This is a genomic window from Burkholderia gladioli, assembly GCF_000959725.1.
In the GTDB taxonomy this organism is placed as follows: Bacteria; Pseudomonadota; Gammaproteobacteria; order Burkholderiales; family Burkholderiaceae; genus Burkholderia; species Burkholderia gladioli.
Map to the genome: position 1 here is coordinate 2806281 of NZ_CP009322.1, position 17986 is coordinate 2824266.

Genomic DNA, 17986 nt, shown 5'->3' on the forward strand with positions numbered 1-17986 from the left:
AGACGAGGAGATGGGCAAGCCAATCATCGACGACGAGTTGTGGACACTGATCGAGCCGTTACTGCCGCCATCCAAGCCACGGCGCAAGAAGAACCCGGGCCGCCTGCCGGTTTCGAATCGCGCCGCGCTGACCGGCATCTTGTTCGTTCTCAAGACCGGACTGCGCTGGCGCGATCTGCCTGCCGAGATGGGTTGCGGCTCGGGCGTGACATGTTGGCGACGGCTACGCGATTGGCAGGCTGCCGGTGTGTGGGACCGTTTGCACGAGCTGCTGCTCGCGAAGCTGCGCGCAGCAGACCAAATCGACTTCTCGCGAGCCGCTGTCGATTCATCATCGATTCGCGCAGTTGGGGCGGGCCAAAAACTGGGCCAAACCCAACCGATCGCGCGCGACCCGGTTCCAAGCACCACATCGTCACCGACGCCAACGGCACGCCGCTTGCCGCGATCCTGACCGGCGCGAACGTCAACGATGTCACGCAATTGCTGCCGCTGATTGACGCGATTGCGCCGATTCGCGGACTGCGAGGCCACCCGCTGCAAAGACCGCGTGTGGTCTACGCCGATCGAGGATACGACTCCGAGCGACATCGACGAGCGTTGCGCAATCGCGGTATTGAGCCGGTGATCGCCAGGCGCCGTACCGAACACGGCAGCGGCCTTGGCAAATATCGCTGGGTCGTTGAACGCACGCATGCTTGGCTGCATCACTTCCGTCGCCTCCGTATTCGTTTCGAGCGACGTGCGGACATTCACGGCGCGTTCCTCAAACTCGGTTGCTGCCTGATCTGCTGGAATACCCTTCGGCGCGTCGAGCAGCCTTTATGAAACCGTCTCTAAGGAAGTGGGCACCTCGGCACAACATGCAAAACTTAATTTCTCAAAGGAAAGCAACGAAGTCTGTATATATGGCTCAATTCTAGTTTACAGAGCCAATGAAACCGGAAAATTTTGCTTCCGCCTGGAAGGGAACAAATTCGTGGGCCATCACACCACTTACATGGGCCACGATACGCCGTGATGAACTTAATTCACGTCGGTAATGACACCGACCATGGCGGCAAGATGGAAACCGGGTCGCAGATGATGTAATAGGACGGCGGGTATGTCGCCCGCAAGGGAAATCGCGTTTCCTGTCTGAGGCATCCAAATGTGTCGCCAAATGTCATCGAAGAGTGCGACATGTCGTTGACCGATGCGCCCCCCTTCGCGCAGCATGTCGTCTGCTGTCGAGCGGCGTTTAGTAGCACCCGTCCCCTGGCATAAAAACGAGCATGAAGTCCAACCGAAATTCACAGCGCAAGGCAAACCAAAATTGAAATGACACTTCAAGCGACTATACTCGCGATTCTCACAATCGCATCTCCCTGCCTCTTCGCAAAGACGCAAACGCAAGACAACACAAGCAATCATCAATATATTTCGGCAAAAATTTTATACGCAACATCTGCGTTAACAAATTGCTCATTCCAATATAGCCCGATCGATTTTTGCGATGCCAAGCATGTTGAAGCATACCAGGATGCGATCAAGAATAATTCTCCCAATTTTAACGGCCACTACATTCTTCTAACCTATCCAGAGTTCAAAAATTATCACCAGCGAACAGTCGTAGCCATCGACACGCAAACCGGTGTGGTCTATCCGCTTCCTATCGATGCGTTTTCTGGCTATATGCGTGGTCGGCGCATCGCCAAAGACGATGGCAAAATCACCTACTCATTAGACAGCAACAAAGTTTGTATCAGCGGAGCAATATTGGTATACCGAGCATTTGAAGAGGGTAATTTTTGCTTCGATTTCGTCGGCGATAAATTTGTCGGACATCATACCGAATATATGTACCCTTAACGCCTCGGTACGAGGATTAATCTAATCCGCGTCGGCGACGACACCGACCACGGCGGCAAAGTGGAAACCGGCTCGCAGACGATGCAATACGACGGCCGGTGCGTCGCCCGCAGGGGAGACCTCGTTTCCTGCCCGAAGCATCCCGAGGTGTCACCCAATCTCATCGAAGAGGGCGACACGTCGTTGACAGACGCAGGCGTGCCGATCGCGCGACATGCGGGCGCCGTCTCTCGTCGAGCCTCATCTAGCTGAACCACTCTCGGGCCAGCGCGACCGGGCCCACGGCACTGACTCAATCCGGCACGATCCGCAGTTGCTGGACGGCCTGCTGCATTGAAGGACGGCCTGCTGCATTGAAGGACGACGAGGGCCGCGCGTGATTCCTCATGACGATCGGTGCAAAGGACGGCAGCGCACGGCAGGGATGGGTCTGTGAGCAAGATCATCCGCTCGTGCGGATGTGCGGGCCGTGGAACTGGCCGGGATTCGAATTGATCGACAACAGCAACATCATGCCGGTCGACAATGATTCTATCCAAGTCATTTTTTTTGAAGGACTGGCTTGGCCGTGTTGACGACTACTTCAGACAAAACCATGAACAGATTGATACGCACTTTTATTGGACTGTGCCTTCTTCCTGGATCCGAGGCGGCGATTGCGCAAGCGCCTCAAACTGAGGCGAGTCCACTTCTTGGCGAATGGCGGTATGCATCTGCGCAACACGAAGGCAAAAAGTCTTATTCCACCTTTGTCATTAAATTACATAAATCTTCAGGCAATCAAATTACAGGGAGTTACTGCTTTATCACCGAGGAAGGACAAAGAATTGATTGCGACACGGAAGGGATCAACAATTTGAATGGAACAATATCGCCTGACGGGTTACGCGCGACGATCAACTTCTTCTCGTTCTTTGGTTCAAAAAATGGAATCTCAGATATTTCAATAAATAACAGAGAATTGCATTGGAAGGTCACAAGAAATCCAGACGGCGATTTCTTTTACGGCCCACTCGACGTTTACCTGACCAGGGATAGCAAAGCATCCGATAATAGGCAGGTAACCGCAAATCGAGCCTACCTGTACGCGGAGCCAACCAGCAAAGGCAAAACAAAATTCTACATAATAAAAGGGGACATGGTTGAATTATTAAAAATCGCTGACAACCTCAAGTTCTGGAGAGTTAGATATACCGCGAAAGACGGGAGGATTATAGAGCGCTGGATTGAGTGCGGCACAGTCAACGCATGTCCGTAGCCCGGCGCGAAAATGATCAATTTGATTCGGGTAGGCAACGACACCGACCACGACGACAAGGTGGAAACCGGGTCGGCGACGATGCGGTACGACGGCCGCCAGGTCGCTCGCCAAGGGGATCTCGTATGTTGTCCAAGGCATCCAGACGTGTCGCCCAACGTCGTAGAGGAAGGCGACACGTCTTTGACGGATACCGGCGTACCGATCGTTCGGCATGGGCATCACGCAACATGCAGGTGCCGTCTCTTGTCGACGCCTTCACTTCCACCCGCGATCCAGCGAACGTGCCTTGCAGCACCGCCGCGTACGGCTTCGCCACGAAGGCCCGCCACGCGTCCACCGACCATGGCTCGATACGCGTAACGGGGCTGCCGGCGAATCGGACCTTGAGCATCGAGGCCTGAAAAGTCATCGCTCGGCGGTTGCCACACCAGAACATGCCGACGGAGCACATGAGAACCCCACTCACAAAACTACCAACTGTTAGTTAGCTATGGCGTAACCTACGCATGTGCGTGGTCGACCAGCCGCGAAACAGGCGACGTTTGCCACATACGTATCGATACCGAAAACGTTGGCCAATGCTTCATCAACCGGGTTCTGGACATACACGTGCCCATGCGCGCTCGAACTTGCGGACAAGGCGCTCCGAATCATCCATGGACAGGCCCACTGCACCTCTGTCGAAGGAAAACTGATGACTGTTACACGCCGGGATGTTCTTGCGACCGTCGGCGCGGTCGCCGCGATGCTCACCACTTCCAGGAGCGCTATCGCCCAATCCACCACCGAGGCCCCTGCAGGTCCCTCCCCCCATCCGGAAAGCCTGCCCGTTCAGAAGACCGATTCTCCGTTGCACTACAAGGATGCCTCGGAGCTGGCCGCCTTGATTGGATCGAAGCAGGTCTCACCAGTCGAGGTCATGAAGGCGCATCTTGATCGGATCGAATCCGTGAATCCGAAGTTGAATGCGATCGTGACATTGCTCGGCGAGCAGGCACTGAAGAACGCAAAGCTTGCGGAAGCCGCCGTGATGAACGGCTCCACCCTGGGTCCGCTTCATGGCGTGCCCTTTACCGCCAAGGATGCAATCGACACCGCCGGCGTTCCAACGCAACGCGGCTCGAAGCTCTACCAGGGGCGCATCCCCACCGAGGACGCGACAGGTGTCTCGCGCCTGAAGGCGGCCGGCGCAATCCTGATGGCGAAAACCAATCTGCCCGAGTTTTCCTTCGGTATCGAAACCGACAATCTGCTGACCGGGAGAACCAATAACCCGTGGAATCTCGCTCACACGCCCGGCGGGTCGAGCGGTGGAGAAGCGGCCGCGATTGCGGCGGGAATGTCACCGCTCGGCTTTGGCAGCGACGTCGGTATTTCGATCCGAGGACCAGCCGCGCATACCGGCATTCTCGGATTCAAACCAACGCTCGGACGCATTCCGACCACCGGACACTGGCCACAAGCCCCGCGACGTTGCTGGCATGTCGGCCCCTTGGCACGTAGCGTCCGAGACATCGCCCTGTCGTACTCGGTCCTTGCGGGACCAGATGGTATCGATGGATATGGCGAAGGTCCGTTGGACATGAATGCAGACGCACAGCGTCAATCCACTCGCCCGTTGCGTATCGGCTGGCTGGCGGAGCGCGGGTTTGGTCCGATAGCGCCCGACGTCGTCGCGACAGTCAAGGCGGCCGCCCGCGCGCTGCAAGACAAAGGCTGCGTTGTCGAAGAGGTTCGACTCCCAGCGCTCGAGCAAATGAACAGCCTGGAAATCTACTCCAGGTTCACCATTCCGGAGAGGCAAGCGTATTTCGCGCGGTTCGTCGGAGACCGCCAGTCGCTACTGTCCAAAAGCATTGCCACCTACCTCGAGGCACCCAATCCGTCACTCGTGGAATACGTCGCCGCCGAACAGGCCACGGAGCGTTACAAGGACATATTCGCCGGCTTCTTCGAGAACTACGACGCCTTCCTCTGCCCGGTAACGCCGATTCACGCCCCGTTGCATGGCCTCTCCGAGTATGTGATCAACGGCGTGACCGTACCGGCCTGGCACATGTTGACCGCCACGGCCCCGTTCAATCTGTCGGGACTGCCTGCGCTGTCGATGCGCTTCGGAACCAGCGACGACAACATGCCGATCGCAGTCCAACTGGTTTCGCGTTGGTATGCCGAGCGCACGATCCTTCGGATGGCTTCGATACTTGAATCGGTGAGTCCCGTGCGGAATTTGCATCCGCAAATCTGACGAGCTTCAAAACACGCGTGGCGCGAAAAGATTCGCGCCACGTTCTTGCTATCCCCTATTCCCGACGAAGGGATAGGGGATCCAGGATCGATTAGAGCTTCGACACGTCGGGATGGAGGCCACGCACCGGGCTGACCGCTTCGAGCAGCGAAGCGAGATGCAGCAGGGTCGATTCCGCCATCCACGGCGCGACGATCTGCACCCCGATCGGCAGCCCGTCGCTGCTGGTGCCGAAGCGCAGCGTCATACCGGGAAGGCCGGTCACGTTCAGCGGCGCGGTCGGATCCATGACGTGCAGCGCAGATACCGCTTGACCGTTGATGTCGAGATCGGAATCGTGCCCGTGGCCCGCCACCGGCAACACCGGGCAAATCAGGGCGTCGTACTTCTGGAAGTACTCGGAAAAGCCGTCGCGCAATTGTTCCGACTTCTGCTCCGCGTCGACGAAATCGGCGATCGAGGTTTCCGGCGCATCGTAGATGCCCTGGACGTGCTTGAAGATTTTTTCCTCGTGTCCAGCCGTGATCTGCTTGAAGGCGGGCTTGGTTTCCATCAACTGGATCTTCCAGAGCAGCTCCAGCGCGTTGATCTGCGTAAGCACCGGAATGCTCACCGGCTCCACCGCGATGCCGAGGCTCTTCAGCGCTTCGGCCGAAGCTTGCACGGTTGCCGCGACTTCGGCGTCCACCGGTGCAAATTCGTCGACCAGCCAGCCCACCCGCAGCGGACGGCCCGGCTTGGCGCTCACGCCGGTATCAACGCTGAGCGGAGCCGTCGAATAGCCGTCCAGGCCGTCGGGGCCGGCCAGCAGCGAATAGGCCAGGGCAACGTCGCGAACGGTCCGGGCGATCGGGCCGAGGTGCCAATAGCGACGCGGCAGGCGCGGCCAGACACCGGTCATCGGAATCCGCCCGTGCGTTGCCTTCAGGCCGACGAGGCCGGTCAGTGCCGCCGGGCCGCGTACCGAGATTGCGATGTCGGTGGCCAGACCGAGCGGCGACATCAGCGCCGCGATGGCCGCGGATTCGCCACCGCTCGAGCCGCCAGGCGTGCGCTCCAGGTTCCACGGGTTAAGGGTGCGTCCCGACAGCAGGTTGTCGGTTTCGATCCAGAACGAAAATTCCGGATGGTTGGTTTTCGCGAGCAGGATGCCGCCGGCCTGCTTCATGCGTGCGATGCCCGTGGCATCCGTGTCCGGAACGCGGCCCTTGAAGATCGGAGAGGCACGCTGCGTCATCACGCCGGCGGTGTCGATCGAGTCCTTCGCCGTGAAGGGCACGCCGTGCAGCGGCCCCAGTGCTTCACCATTCATCACCGCTTGCTCGGCCGCGCGCGCGGCGTCGAGCGCGCCATCGGCGAGCGTGACGATGGCATTGAGCTTGGGATCGACGGCTTCGATGCGGTCGAGATGCGCTTTCACGACCTCCACCGGAGAAACTTCCTTGTTGCGAATCAGTTCAGCGAGACGGGTTGCGTCTTGGGAGATGAGTTCGATGCTCATGGCAAGCCTTCAAAAGGGTCGGGACGTGGACAACAAAGCAGGCTCACTAACTACCTAACGTTTGTTAGCCTGAACATTAAGCGTTGCGGTGTGTGTCGTCAAGAATTTTTTGCTGACCAAGTTGGATGGCAATACCGACGGGCGAGACGATCACCATGAGCTCAAGCATCACTCGAGCACGCCCGGGTCCTCGCACAAAGACAGGCGCGTAATCGATATCGCGAATGGATATTTCAGTAGGAATACCGACGATCGATGCAGATGGAAGACGAGGCCCGGCTCATTCGCTCGAAACGTTGCCGGGGAAACCCGAAATGTCGGGCAAGTCGACGCACTCAGTGGTCGTGAAGCGTGCGGGACACAGATGATTGCTGTTTTCGAGCGACTTGCGAAATGTCTCGGCCGGAATACCGCTACCCCGCAACAAAGCGCGAGGCAGGCCGCGCAATCGCAGCCCGCCTTGTGGCACACGCCTGCTTTACATCTTTCCGTGCGCGCGGAGGTTGGAGTAGTAGATGTTGTCGCTCGCGACGGGCGTCGGGTGCTTCAGGTTTTCCACCCACTCGTCGGTGGACATGGTGGCCGCGTAGGTAGACTCCATGATGACGGTGATGATCCGATGCATCTCCTCCGCGCTCGCGTGGCCCGCCTTGTTCCGGTACGACAGCGAGCCGGCCGCGTCGGGTAGGAACTCGACTCGGTAACCCCTGTGCATGGCGTCGCGCATGGTAGCGTCGTTGCAGTTCTGCGTCATGTAGCCGATCACCGTCAAGGTGTCGATCTCGCGTTCGTTCAGCCAGTCCTCGAAACCGGCACCGGAAAATGCGCTCGGCAGCACCTTGGTCACGGCGCGATCGTGGCGGCGCTCGGCGACCACCGGGTGCAACTGCGCACCGGCGCTGCCCGCCGCGAAAATCGGCGCATCGGCGGGTAGCACGTGCTGTATCAGCACGACCGGGATCTGGTGCGCATTGGCGGCGTCGATCGCCTGAGCGATCTTCGGCAAGGACGACGAAACCGGCGGATATTCGATCAGGAAACCGCCGTCAATGTATTCGTTCTGCACGTCGATGACGATCAAGGCGCGACGCGGTACTGGCTGGGACATGTTGCTGACTCCGGAAAAAGACCGTCCAGGGACGGCCGTCAAGCTTGAGGACAAGGCAAGGGTGTGAGCGATTTCGACGGTTCGTGCGGACGGCGGCCCGGGATCGCGGCTGGGGAATCTCGGCAACGCCGGCGGCCGGCTTCGCACGCGCCGGCGTGGTAGCCACGTCGCCGGGCGACGGCAACCGACAGGCACGGCCAGCCGCGGCCTGGCAGGCTAGAGCTTCACGACCTGCAAGACAGCATCGGCAAATGCCGCGGGCGCTTCCTGCGGCAGGTTGTGGCCGATGCCGCCGGTGACGTCACGGTGCTGGTACTTACCCGTGAACTGCTTCGCATAGGCGGCCGGCGGCTGATGCGGCGCGCCGTTCGCGTCGCCTTCCAGCGTGATGGTGGGCACCGCGATCGGCGGCGCCAGGGCCAGCCGCCGTTCCAAGTCGTCGAACTGCGATTCGCCCTGGACCAACCCCAGCCGCCAACGGTAGTTGTGGATGACGATCGAGACATGGTCGGGATTGTCGAAGGACTGCGCCGTCCTCAGGAACGTCGCGTCGTCGAACCTGAACCGAGGCGAGGCGTTGCGCCAGACCAGCTTGTTGAATTCGTCGCGATGCTCGGCGTAACCTTCGACACCACGTTCGGTGGCGAAGTAATACTGGAACCAGGCCTGCAGTTCGGCTTGCGGCGGCAGCGGCTTGCGATTGGCCTGCTGGCTGCCAATCAGGTAACCGCTAGCCGACACCAGCGCTCGGCAACGTTCGGGCCAAACCGCAGCGATGATGTTCGCCGCGCGGCCGCCCCAATCGAAGCCAGCGAGCACCGCGCGGTCAATCCTCAGCGCTTCCATCAGCGAAATGACATCGGCGGCGAACACCGCCTGCTGGCCGTTGCGCGGCGTGTCCGCGGAGACGATGCGGGTCGATCCGTATCCCCTGAGATACGGCACGATCACTCGGTGACCAGCGGCAGCCAGGATCGGCGCCACCTCGCTGAAACTGTGGATGTCGTGCGGCCATCCATGCAGAAGGATCACGACGGGGCCGTTTTCCGGGCCCGCTTCGGCGTAACCGATGTTGAGCCGGCCGGCGTCGACCTGGCGGATCGGGCCAAACGAGGCCGACGCGGCCGGCGTCGCCGCTCGCGGCGAGGTGGTGTAACGCGACGCGGCCCGCGCCGAGGCCGCGCCGGCCAGATCGAGCAGGCTCAACGCGGCCAGGGCCGACGTGCTGTTCAACAGGCGGCGGCGCCCGATGTCGAATGGATGGGACATGTCTAAACAACCCCAATGTAAAAAGGTGATGTCATCAAGGGCTCCCCGACGGTTTCCTGCATCCCTCGCACCTGATTGCAGGCAGTGGACAAGGTCACATCAGACGAAAGATCTCGGACGTTATGGCGTACCTTCGACGGAAATCGATGGCAGCAGGATCGAGCCAGGCAGCAATACTACCTAACGTTTGTTAGATTAAATGCTAGAAGCTATACTGCGGCTCGTCAACACCTTTTATCGGCGAGTCCATGAAAAACCAGGCAGGCGTGAATTCCAGCGAGAAGATCCTGGTGACCGCTACCAGGATGGCGCAGGCACACGGCTACGGCGGCCTGAACATACGCAATCTGGCCGAAGAGGTCGGGATCAAGGCGGCGAGCCTCTACCATCATTTCCCGGGCAAGGCCGAACTGGCGGCCGCGGTGGCACGGCGCTACCGGGAAGACGCGGCCTTGACGCTCGACACGCTCTGGAGCGAGGCGAAAGATCCACTCGAACGGCTGCGCAGGTATCCCGCCGAGACGTTTCGCAAGTCGCTCGAGAACGGCAACCGCATGTGTCTGGCGAGCTTCATGACCGCCGAGTACGACGACCTGCCCGACATCGTGAAGAAGGAAGCCCAGGCGTTCGCGGACGTCAACATCGAATGGCTGAAAAAGGCCCTACTGGATGCGGACTTGGTGGGTCCACGAGAAGCAAAACGGCAGGCACGCGCGATCTTTGCCGCGGTGGCCGGTGCGCAACTGGTCGCGCGCGGTCGCTCGGACCTGCCATTGTTCGACGCGTTGATCGATGGTTACCGTGCGTGCGGGCTTTTGCCGAAGTGAGCGTGGGCAGCGGGCTTCCGTTAGCCGGAAGCGGTCGATCTGGTGCGCTGGCTATATGGTCGTGGCGCAGGGGTTGGCGTGCCGGGGGCGTTTGTCGCGGCGGCGCTGGCGGCGTTGATGTCGCTGGGGGTAGCGTGATGCGATCCTATAGAGATTTAGGGCCGGACGCAGTTTTCGCAGATGGCTTGATGTAAAGCGTTGCGAAACAACGTTATGTTTTGTCAAAATCCACGTCGATCACGCACCGATCCTGATAGCAGATCTACGCGATCGATTTTCCATCAGCGAGGCGGAATCGCAAGGCGATGGTACCGTGCCGCATGAATCTGGCCTGGCGCCTGGTAAGCGCGGCGGTGCGATCGAGCAGTTCGCATTTGAGGGTTTCGATCACCAAAGTGCGTATCTTCCGGAGATGAGCAACGTGATGGCTGTCACAAAATATGCAATCGCGAAGATTGCTCAAAAGGCAGACTGGGGTGACGCTTGATAGCTAACGCATACATCAAGGTCATTTGCACAATTGCTCTTGTCCAACTTGCTGCCTGCAATCGACATCAGGATTTAAGCATGAGCCATCTACCCCAGCCAGCGGCGGAATCAATGCATACTGTTTGCGTCGGCCGTTACACAATCGATCTCCCGAAATCCGCAACCGATCTTCAAATCGGACAGAAGATCAATGGAATTCAGATCGACGTGCAGTATCCCGCCAATGCAGAACTACAGCAGCATAAAGTTGCCGAAGACGCGCAAGCTGATACTGACAAAGCCCCATCGAAGTTGACCAGCTTACCTGCCAACGCCCCCGAAACTTCAATTTTCCAGATTTCGGACGACACGCAAAATCTACATACGGTTCGCGGTTACATTTTAAAGAAAGACATACTGTACTCATTCAACGTCCAAGTTTTATCCGATTCAGTTGCTGGCGCAAAAATCGCCATTTCGAAGTTAATGCAAGCCATTCTGCCTCGCGAAAACTTTGATATCCCGAAGGGAGCTGGGATTTGCATTGAGCGCGGATTCATCCCCGGGGATCGAGAGAGCGGAGAGTCAGTAAGCATGGTGGTTAATTTGCCGGAAGTCGATAGTCGATTTGGAGTCAATTTCGATACCGGCAGCCGTGGCACCAAAGAGAACATCATCTCTCGCATGTCGAATCTCCCCCTGCCGCTTGCGAATTTTGTCTCCAGTTCATCAACGATTCTGCGCAGCGAGTCAAGGGAAATCGCCGGCCGCAAAGGTGACGAATATGATCTGATCGACAAGTCATCGAAAGCAGCTTCGTTTGAATGGGCAGCCATGCCCGAGGAAGATGGCGCGCATGAGCCAGGCATTGATGCGACGCTCTTCTCTAATGAGGCAGTGCAAGATGAAAAGATCGACTCACTCCTTGGCACATGGGATGTCATATTGCATTCGCTCAAGCGTCGTTGATTTTCTCGATTTGCTTCAAAAGCTACCGTTGAGTGATTCGAGGCCGGTGTCATGCGTCTCGACACGAAGCCTCAGACGTCGAGGGTGAATTTCTACCGGAGCAACGCCCGCGACTCTTGATGGCTTCGATCAGAGCGTGTATTTACCGGAGACAAGCAACATGATGCCAGTCACGAAATATGCAGTCACCAAGTTTGCACAGAAAGTGGATTGGGTAGATGCATGAAAGTGGCCTCTACGTTCGCCACATGCCTTGTCGCCGTCGCGCTCGCAACGCTGGCAGGGTGCAATCATCAACAGGATGCGAACACGTCTAGTTCGCTCAGGCCGACATCCGAATCCATGCGCACCGTGTGTGTGGGGCGCTATACCGTAGACTTTCCTCGGTCCGCTGACCATTTCAAGATGGCACAGTCGGTCAATGGCATTCGTATCGATGCTCGGTCGCCGTCGAACGCTCAACAAATGCACGAAGCGATTCTCCAAGCGGCTCCCGTAGCCGCAAGCATGGCAACGGGCCCACTGAGCAGTCCACCGATCGACATGCCAGATGGGGGAGTTTTTCAGTTGTCGAACGATGGCGAGGATCTCCACACAATGCGAGCGTACATCCTCAAGCAAGACGTGGCGTTCTCATTTTCCGTGCAGGTTTTGAGTGATTCCGTCGCTGGAGCAAAGGTGGCCATAGCGAAATTGATGCAATCCGTGCGACCTCGCCACAATCTGGAAACCCCGACCGAGCCAGGTTTCTGCATCGACAACGGATTCATCCCTGGCGCTCCTTCGGATCTGGAATCTGTCTATCTGATCGGTGACTTGCCAGAATCCAAAAGCGGATTTGGCGTAGGCACCGACACGGCTAGTCGTGGCACGCAAAAAAATATCATCGAGCGCCTGTCTAGCCTTCCGCCCGCCCTCGCGAACCTCGTGTCGAGTTCATCAAAGACATTACGTAGTCGTTCCCGGAACGTGGCCGGCCGCGATGGGGATGAGCATGACGTCGTTGACAGATCTGCCAACACCGCGTCGTGCGAATGGACTGCCATGCCTGGCGAAGATCGTGCACGGGATCCATGGATTGACATTAAGCTGGATTCCGATGGACCTGTCTCGGAAAGTGAGCAAAACCAGCTACTTGTCGTGTGGGATGAAATCTTAAACTCGCTTAAACGGCGTTGATTGTCACACTAGCCGCCCGTGCTTATCCTTATAATTATTGCCTTAGCAGACTTACAATCCTGTATCAACGATTTTAATTTAAAGCGAGATTATCGATGGCAAGAGCGCAAGTGCCGCTGCGTCCGCTTAGCGCAGGTGAGCGAGTGTATTACCGCGACGAACTGCGAGCCGCCCGATACGCCGCGCTTGCTGATTCTGAGAGCTTTACGGAAATTTGCTTTGTCATTGAAGCGCTCGGATTGCGCTTGCTTGGTAGACAAGACGCAATGAGGGAATACAAGGAGCGGATTGGGATGTGCGCGCAGATATCGCCACTATTTAAAGATTTGCCGCAGTTATTTCCGGCGACCTTCAAGACATTCGACGCCCTATATCGGACAGTCAGACAGGCACGTAACGACGCAATGCATACCGGAGCCTACGCCCGGCACGCAACCGAAGCAGCAATTGAACTGTGCATTGGACTTGAAGAGGCCTTAATGATGAACAGCAAACTTGAAGTAGGCGACGTAATGGTCAAGTCGCCAATCACGGTTGATCCGTGGCAACCCGTGGCGCACGCAAGACAGTTGATGCTCATGCACTCTTTCTCGTTTTTACCCGTGAATCTCGGCAACAGTTGGCACCTCATATCGGAACTCGGCCTCGCACGATATCTGAACGTCAGCGTTAATCAGAAGGCGCAGCGTCTGGGAAAGTCGATCGCCGATGCTAATTCAGAGGGAATGGAACTGAAGGACGTCCGACCCGAAGCGATTCTCCGCGCTACGGACTCCATCGACAAGGCGCTAGCCGGAGTGCCGCGACAGGACGGCCCAACCCTCTGGCTTGTCGTTGAGACCCATCGAGTCGACGGGAAAGAACAAACGCTCCTCGCGGGCGTGTTGTCTCCGTTCGAGCTTATGTAACCAGAGATCGCGGATCGTTCGCGTCGCGCCTCGTCATGGCGACCGAGCTGTGCGCTCATGAAGATCCAAGAGCGCCGAGTTGACTAGCTCGTGGCATTCACGACGCTGTTCAGGCGTCTTCGCGATTGTCGATCTATACAATGCTGCTCGCTGCCGCCCTCGAGACCAGACCGTTGGCGGTCAAAATCAGTCGTTCGCGTTCGAGCGAACTCAACGGCGGGTTATGACACATAGAACGGTCGCGCGAATGTACGTCCGTGCACGGCGACGGACGACCGGGCCTGGCCTAAAGCCGTACAGCGCAACCGGCGGCTTTCGACCCATTCCGGTCGTCTGGTTTGCTTCATATCGGACGTTCAGCGCCGAAAACTCCGGCGTTATCGAGCATCTGAATTAGTTCTTCAGGATAGACGGTCTCGGTGGTGCTCAACAGTTCCTCTCGGCTCCACCATTGATGATCCGCCATCACTTCCTTCTCTTCCGCGGTCCAACTGTCACGTGAAATGGATTCGGTGTCGGTATCGACGACGAAATACTGCTCGACGGCGAACACGTGCTCACCGTCCGGCAACTGCAAGAACAATTCGCGTCGTCCCACTGGCTGTGATACCCGCGCCTTGCGAATGCCCGTTTCTTCGCGAAGCTCGCGTATCGCCGCGTCTGCAAACGTCTCGTCACGCTCGACACCGCCGCCCGGCGTTGCCCAATAGGCCGTACCAGCGAGCGCGCCAGTCTTGTGGACGAAACGGAATAACAACACGCGCCGCTTTGGAGTGGTTATTAGAAGCCTGGCCGATGGCCGCTCGCGCAACGGATTTGCAGCTTTCTCGTAGAGTGACCATATATAGCCGCCAGCTTTTGGCTCGGCGTACTGCCCTACGCGGATGAACCCAAGCGATTCGTAGTAAGCGCACAGCATTGCGTTGTGGACGGCGCAGTCGAGTCGAATAAAACGCCGATTCAAGGCGCTAATTTTGTTACCGCACCAATCAAGCATAAATCTGCCGAGCCCACGTCCGTTAAAACCCTTCCGAACCGAAAGGCCATGGACATAACCGGCGATCGGTTCTTGAGGCCCCCAATGCTTGTCCTCATCTAGAACGAATGAAAACGTTGCGACTGGAGTGCCCTCCAGTTCAACTAAATACACATCCTTTTGAGAGACATTGTTTCGTACCCAGTTTTCCGAAAATCCGTCCCCGTCCTTCCCCCACGCATAGTCACGGTACGCGACCTTCTTCGCATGCGCATCGTTTCGAATCTGTGTAAGCACAGGTACGTCATCTGCCGTTGCGCGGCGGATGCTTTTCGAGGCCATCGCTCATATCTCCGTTGAGAAGCTAACAACGCCTTGTAAGGTGAACTGCACTCGAACCTAAGATGCGAGATTTTCAACGATTTACATGCTGTCGTCGACCGTCCGTTCATGGCCGGTTGCTGCCATTGCTCAGAATAATAACCACATGCATTGGTAACTCATTACGCCATCGATTGGACTACCCAGCCCACCGGTATGCGCCGCCATTCCCAGCTCCCCCGCCCTATCCCAAACGGCCAGTCCCAACCTCCCCGCCCCCAACCCGCGCTACTCTATCCCTACGTTATCGCGCAGGCGCGAGCCTTCACCGGCATACAAAACATGCCACCTTCTCTCGCTCAAACCCGCCGCGTAAACGAGCGCGGCCCACGAGTGCTGACACACCCATAGGCCGCTAACCACCACTAACTCACATGGGAGTTAACAATGGCTGAAAAGAATCATAACGCACCATACAGTTTCCCCGACCGCTCCGTAACCATTCGGGAGTCTTGGCGCTACCTCGGCGAATTCGACCCAAAGAAAGACAGAACCGAAATGACCACGTTCCCTTGGATGCGACTTGCCGGCTACTGGCTGGAAGATGCCGGTTTCATCCCTGGGCATCGCGCGCGCATCAAGGTGACGATGGGCCAATTGATCATCACGCCGATCGACGAATCGGAGGTTGACATCACTCGACATGGAATCCTTAGCCTCGCCCAGACAACGGGAGTTCGCCGCCGGATGAAGCCACGGAAAAAATCGCGTGGGACGGCACGCCAATCGGAATAACCGGCGGGCGCCAATCTGCGCGAAGCGCAGCATCAACCGCCCAGCATGCGCCCCCTCGAGCCAGCATCCCATACACAAAAAAGCCCGGCCAAGGCCGGGCTCCTGCACCACATATCCTGAGTGAGTGACTGAGCGAGCGTTACTGCCCAATCCCCAGCAGCTCCACCTCGAACGTCAGTTGGCTATTCGGCGGAATCACCCCAACACTGCGATCGCCATAAGCCGTTGCCGCCGGGCAGGTCAGCTTGGCCTTGCCGCCCACCTTCATCTTCTGCACGCCTTGCGTCCAGCACGGGATCACGCCGCCGAGCGGGAAGGTTGCCGGACCGCCGTGCTTGGCCGAGTTGTCGAACTCCGTGCCGTTGGCGAGCGTGCCGACGTAGTTGACGCGCACCACGTCGCTGGCGGTCGGCTGCGCGCCGGTGCCCGCCTTGAGGGTTTCGACGACCACGCCCGAGGGCAGCTTCTCGACGACGTTGGCGGCAAACGCGGACACGGCGAAGGACGATGCAGCGAGCAGAGCGATCAGTGATTTCATTCGATATCCCATGGTTGAAAGGCGCGCCCATTATATCGGCAGCGCGTGACGGTCTCGCCGATCCGGCGACCGACGCGCGGCAGGCCCGGCTCTTGCTTGAATCGTCCGCCCAAGCGCGGGGATGCAGATGCCGGCTCGCCGCGCAGCCGTGGAAACGGCGTCGAGGCGGAACGGATTACAAGCGCGCTGTATGATTGCGCGCTTTTTACATGCTCGGGAATCGGCGTGCCTCCGATACCCTCACCCCCCTCGATCCAGCGTCGAAGGTTTTAACAGCCACACCGCAGTTCCGGCATATCGCCACCCGCAGCACAACCCGGCCTGCGCCACGGCCTATTGATCCACCCCTGGAGTATTCGTGTCCTACGTACTGGTTGTCGAAGACGACGCGGATTCCCGCGACATGCTCGCCGCCCTGGCGCAATCGCAGCAATTGCGCTGCGAAACCACGGCGACGCTCGCGGAAGCCCGCCGCCTGATCGCGGGCAATCCCCCCGACCTGATCCTGTGCGATCTGGTGCTTCCCGACGGCAACGGCATGGATCTGTTCAAGGATCTTCCGAAGGGCACGCACTGCGAGATGGTCCTGATGACGGGCCATGCGAGCCTGGAAACCGCGATCGACGCGCTGCGCCGCGGCGCGAGCGACTACCTCGTCAAGCCGGTCAACATGCAGCGGCTCACGCGCATCCTCTCGCGCCTGCCGCGCGTGAGCGCCCTGCGCGCGGAAATCGACTCGCTGCGCCAGGAGCTCCAGCAGCTCGGCCGCTTCGGGCGCATGCTCGGCACCTCGCCGCCCATGCAGACCTTGTACGACGCGATCAACCGCGTCGCCAGGACCAGCGCCTCGGTGCTGCTCAAGGGCGAATCGGGCACGGGCAAGGAACTCGCCGCGGGCACCATCCACGACCTGAGCCTGCGCCGCACCGGCCCGTTTCTCGCCATCAACTGCGGGGCGATCGCCGCGAACCTGGTGGAGAGCGAGATGTTCGGCCACGACCGGGGCAGCTTCACGGGCGCCGATCGTCAGCACAAGGGCTTCTTCGAACGCGCCCACGGCGGCACGCTGTTCCTCGACGAGATCACCGAGATGCCGATGGAATCGCAGGTCAAGCTGCTGCGCGTGCTGGAAACGGGGCGCGTGACGCGGCTCGGCGGCTTGCGGGAGTTCGACGTGGACGTGCGCATCGTGGCGGCCACCAACCTCGATCCCGAGGCCGCGATCGCCAACGGCAGGCTGCGCGCCGATCTCTATCACCGCGTGAACGTGTTCCCGATCACCTTGCCGCCGCTGCGCGAGCGCGGCGACGACATCGCCATGCTGGCCCGCGCGTTTCTCGAGCAACTGAACGAGCAGGCCGGCAGCGAGATGCGTTTCGCGCCGGCCGCCCTGGCCGCGCTCGCCAATTTCAAATGGCCGGGCAACGTGCGCGAGCTGCGCAACTTCGTGCAGCGCGCCCGCATCTTCAGCGACGGCGAGCTGATCGAGACGCTGCCGCCGCCGATCACGGTCGAGGTGGCCGGCAACGAAGCCGAGTTCGGCGATTCGGTATCGGTCGAGCTCGGCGCCCCGCTGGACGAGCTCGATCGCCAGATGATCCTCGGCACGCTCGCCAAATGCGGCGGCGTGAAGACCCATGCCGCCGAGGTGCTCGACATCAGCCTCAAGACGCTCTACAACCGTCTCGCGCTGTTCGAGGACGGCGTGGCGAGCGACGACCAGATGGCCTGAGCGGGGAAGCGGCGCACCGCACTCACGCGGCGTGC

The 17986-nt window shown here is 58.9% G+C and carries 18 protein-coding genes and 2 pseudogenes; 15 read left to right on the forward strand and 5 right to left on the reverse strand.

Going from position 1 to position 17986, the window contains the following annotated elements; genetic code table 11:
- The first annotated feature begins 10 nt into the window (after positions 1–10).
- The 8 genes and pseudogenes from BM43_RS38745 to BM43_RS12280 all read left to right on the forward strand — a co-directional run bounded on the left by BM43_RS38745 (position 11) and on the right by BM43_RS12280 (position 5360).
- Positions 11–828 (forward strand): IS5 family transposase gene (locus BM43_RS38745; RefSeq protein WP_088555423.1). Its coding sequence is split into 2 segments (ribosomal slippage): positions 11–359 and positions 359–828, totalling 819 coding nucleotides; the frame shifts between segments, so codons are not numbered across the junction.
- 189 nt (positions 829–1017) lie between these two features.
- Positions 1018–1266 (forward strand): annotated as a pseudogene (locus BM43_RS42225) (PAAR domain-containing protein).
- 54 nt (positions 1267–1320) lie between these two features.
- Positions 1321–1851 (forward strand): hypothetical protein, encoded by a 531-nt coding sequence (locus BM43_RS38755; protein WP_198399569.1) that lies wholly within the window; start codon positions 1321–1323, stop codon positions 1849–1851.
- A gap of 15 nt (positions 1852–1866) precedes the next feature.
- Positions 1867–2103 carry a PAAR domain-containing protein gene (locus BM43_RS38760; RefSeq protein ID WP_370448964.1) on the forward strand — a complete coding sequence of 79 codons (237 nt, stop codon included), beginning with the start codon at positions 1867–1869 and terminating at the stop codon, positions 2101–2103.
- 134 nt (positions 2104–2237) lie between these two features.
- Entirely contained in the window at positions 2238–2426 is a 189-nt protein-coding gene (locus BM43_RS41515; protein WP_162184476.1) for a hypothetical protein, read from the forward strand.
- A gap of 20 nt (positions 2427–2446) precedes the next feature.
- Complete coding sequence (locus BM43_RS38765; protein ID WP_080742089.1) at positions 2447–3109, forward strand: hypothetical protein; 663 nt, start codon at positions 2447–2449, stop codon at positions 3107–3109.
- Between the two features lie 12 nt (positions 3110–3121).
- Positions 3122–3364 (forward strand): annotated as a pseudogene (locus BM43_RS38770) (PAAR domain-containing protein); the annotation flags it as partial.
- 442 nt (positions 3365–3806) lie between these two features.
- Positions 3807–5360 carry an amidase gene (locus BM43_RS12280; RefSeq protein ID WP_230676395.1) on the forward strand — a complete coding sequence of 518 codons (1554 nt, stop codon included), beginning with the start codon at positions 3807–3809 and terminating at the stop codon, positions 5358–5360.
- Between the two features lie 91 nt (positions 5361–5451).
- On the opposite strand, the gene BM43_RS12285 is transcribed toward BM43_RS12280, so the two are convergent.
- From BM43_RS12285 to BM43_RS12295, 3 genes are all read right to left on the reverse strand, one after another.
- Entirely contained in the window at positions 5452–6861 is a 1410-nt protein-coding gene (locus BM43_RS12285) for an amidase (RefSeq protein ID WP_036055401.1), read from the reverse strand.
- A gap of 478 nt (positions 6862–7339) precedes the next feature.
- A complete protein-coding gene (locus BM43_RS12290; RefSeq protein WP_036055400.1) occupies positions 7340–7969 on the reverse strand; it encodes a cysteine hydrolase family protein in 630 nt (209 codons plus the stop codon).
- Between the two features lie 216 nt (positions 7970–8185).
- Positions 8186–9238, reverse strand: coding sequence for an alpha/beta fold hydrolase (locus BM43_RS12295; protein WP_036055399.1), 1053 nt, complete (start codon positions 9236–9238; stop codon positions 8186–8188).
- A 248-nt stretch (positions 9239–9486) separates the two neighbouring features.
- Between BM43_RS12295 and BM43_RS12300 the strand changes: the two genes are divergently transcribed.
- The 5 genes from BM43_RS12300 to BM43_RS40340 all read left to right on the forward strand — a co-directional run bounded on the left by BM43_RS12300 (position 9487) and on the right by BM43_RS40340 (position 13589).
- Complete coding sequence (locus tag BM43_RS12300) at positions 9487–10065, forward strand: TetR/AcrR family transcriptional regulator (protein ID WP_036055398.1); 579 nt, start codon at positions 9487–9489, stop codon at positions 10063–10065.
- Between the two features lie 313 nt (positions 10066–10378).
- On the forward strand, positions 10379–10552 hold the full coding sequence (locus BM43_RS41335; protein WP_155296516.1) for a hypothetical protein: 174 nt from the start codon (positions 10379–10381) through the stop codon (positions 10550–10552).
- A gap of 80 nt (positions 10553–10632) precedes the next feature.
- On the forward strand, positions 10633–11502 hold the full coding sequence (locus tag BM43_RS40330; RefSeq protein ID WP_126241678.1) for a T6SS immunity protein Tli4 family protein: 870 nt from the start codon (positions 10633–10635) through the stop codon (positions 11500–11502).
- Positions 11503–11907: 405 nt separating this feature from the next.
- Positions 11908–12681: a T6SS immunity protein Tli4 family protein gene (locus BM43_RS40335; RefSeq protein WP_126241679.1), complete on the forward strand. Its 774-nt coding sequence runs from the start codon at positions 11908–11910 to the stop codon at positions 12679–12681.
- 95 nt (positions 12682–12776) lie between these two features.
- On the forward strand, positions 12777–13589 hold the full coding sequence (locus BM43_RS40340) for a CBS domain-containing protein (protein ID WP_144417650.1): 813 nt from the start codon (positions 12777–12779) through the stop codon (positions 13587–13589).
- Positions 13590–13932: 343 nt separating this feature from the next.
- Here the strand turns inward: BM43_RS40340 and BM43_RS42675 are convergent, their stop codons facing one another.
- Positions 13933–14907, reverse strand: coding sequence for a bifunctional GNAT family N-acetyltransferase/NUDIX hydrolase (locus BM43_RS42675; RefSeq protein WP_080742084.1), 975 nt, complete (start codon positions 14905–14907; stop codon positions 13933–13935).
- 426 nt (positions 14908–15333) lie between these two features.
- Between BM43_RS42675 and BM43_RS38780 the strand changes: the two genes are divergently transcribed.
- Positions 15334–15681 (forward strand): SymE family type I addiction module toxin, encoded by a 348-nt coding sequence (locus BM43_RS38780; protein ID WP_080742083.1) that lies wholly within the window; start codon positions 15334–15336, stop codon positions 15679–15681.
- 139 nt (positions 15682–15820) lie between these two features.
- Here the strand turns inward: BM43_RS38780 and BM43_RS12315 are convergent, their stop codons facing one another.
- Entirely contained in the window at positions 15821–16219 is a 399-nt protein-coding gene (locus tag BM43_RS12315; protein ID WP_013691373.1) for an FKBP-type peptidyl-prolyl cis-trans isomerase, read from the reverse strand.
- A 358-nt stretch (positions 16220–16577) separates the two neighbouring features.
- Between BM43_RS12315 and BM43_RS12320 the strand changes: the two genes are divergently transcribed.
- A complete protein-coding gene (locus BM43_RS12320) occupies positions 16578–17951 on the forward strand; it encodes a sigma-54-dependent transcriptional regulator (protein ID WP_036055396.1) in 1374 nt (457 codons plus the stop codon).
- Positions 17952–17986: the final 35 nt, after the last annotated feature.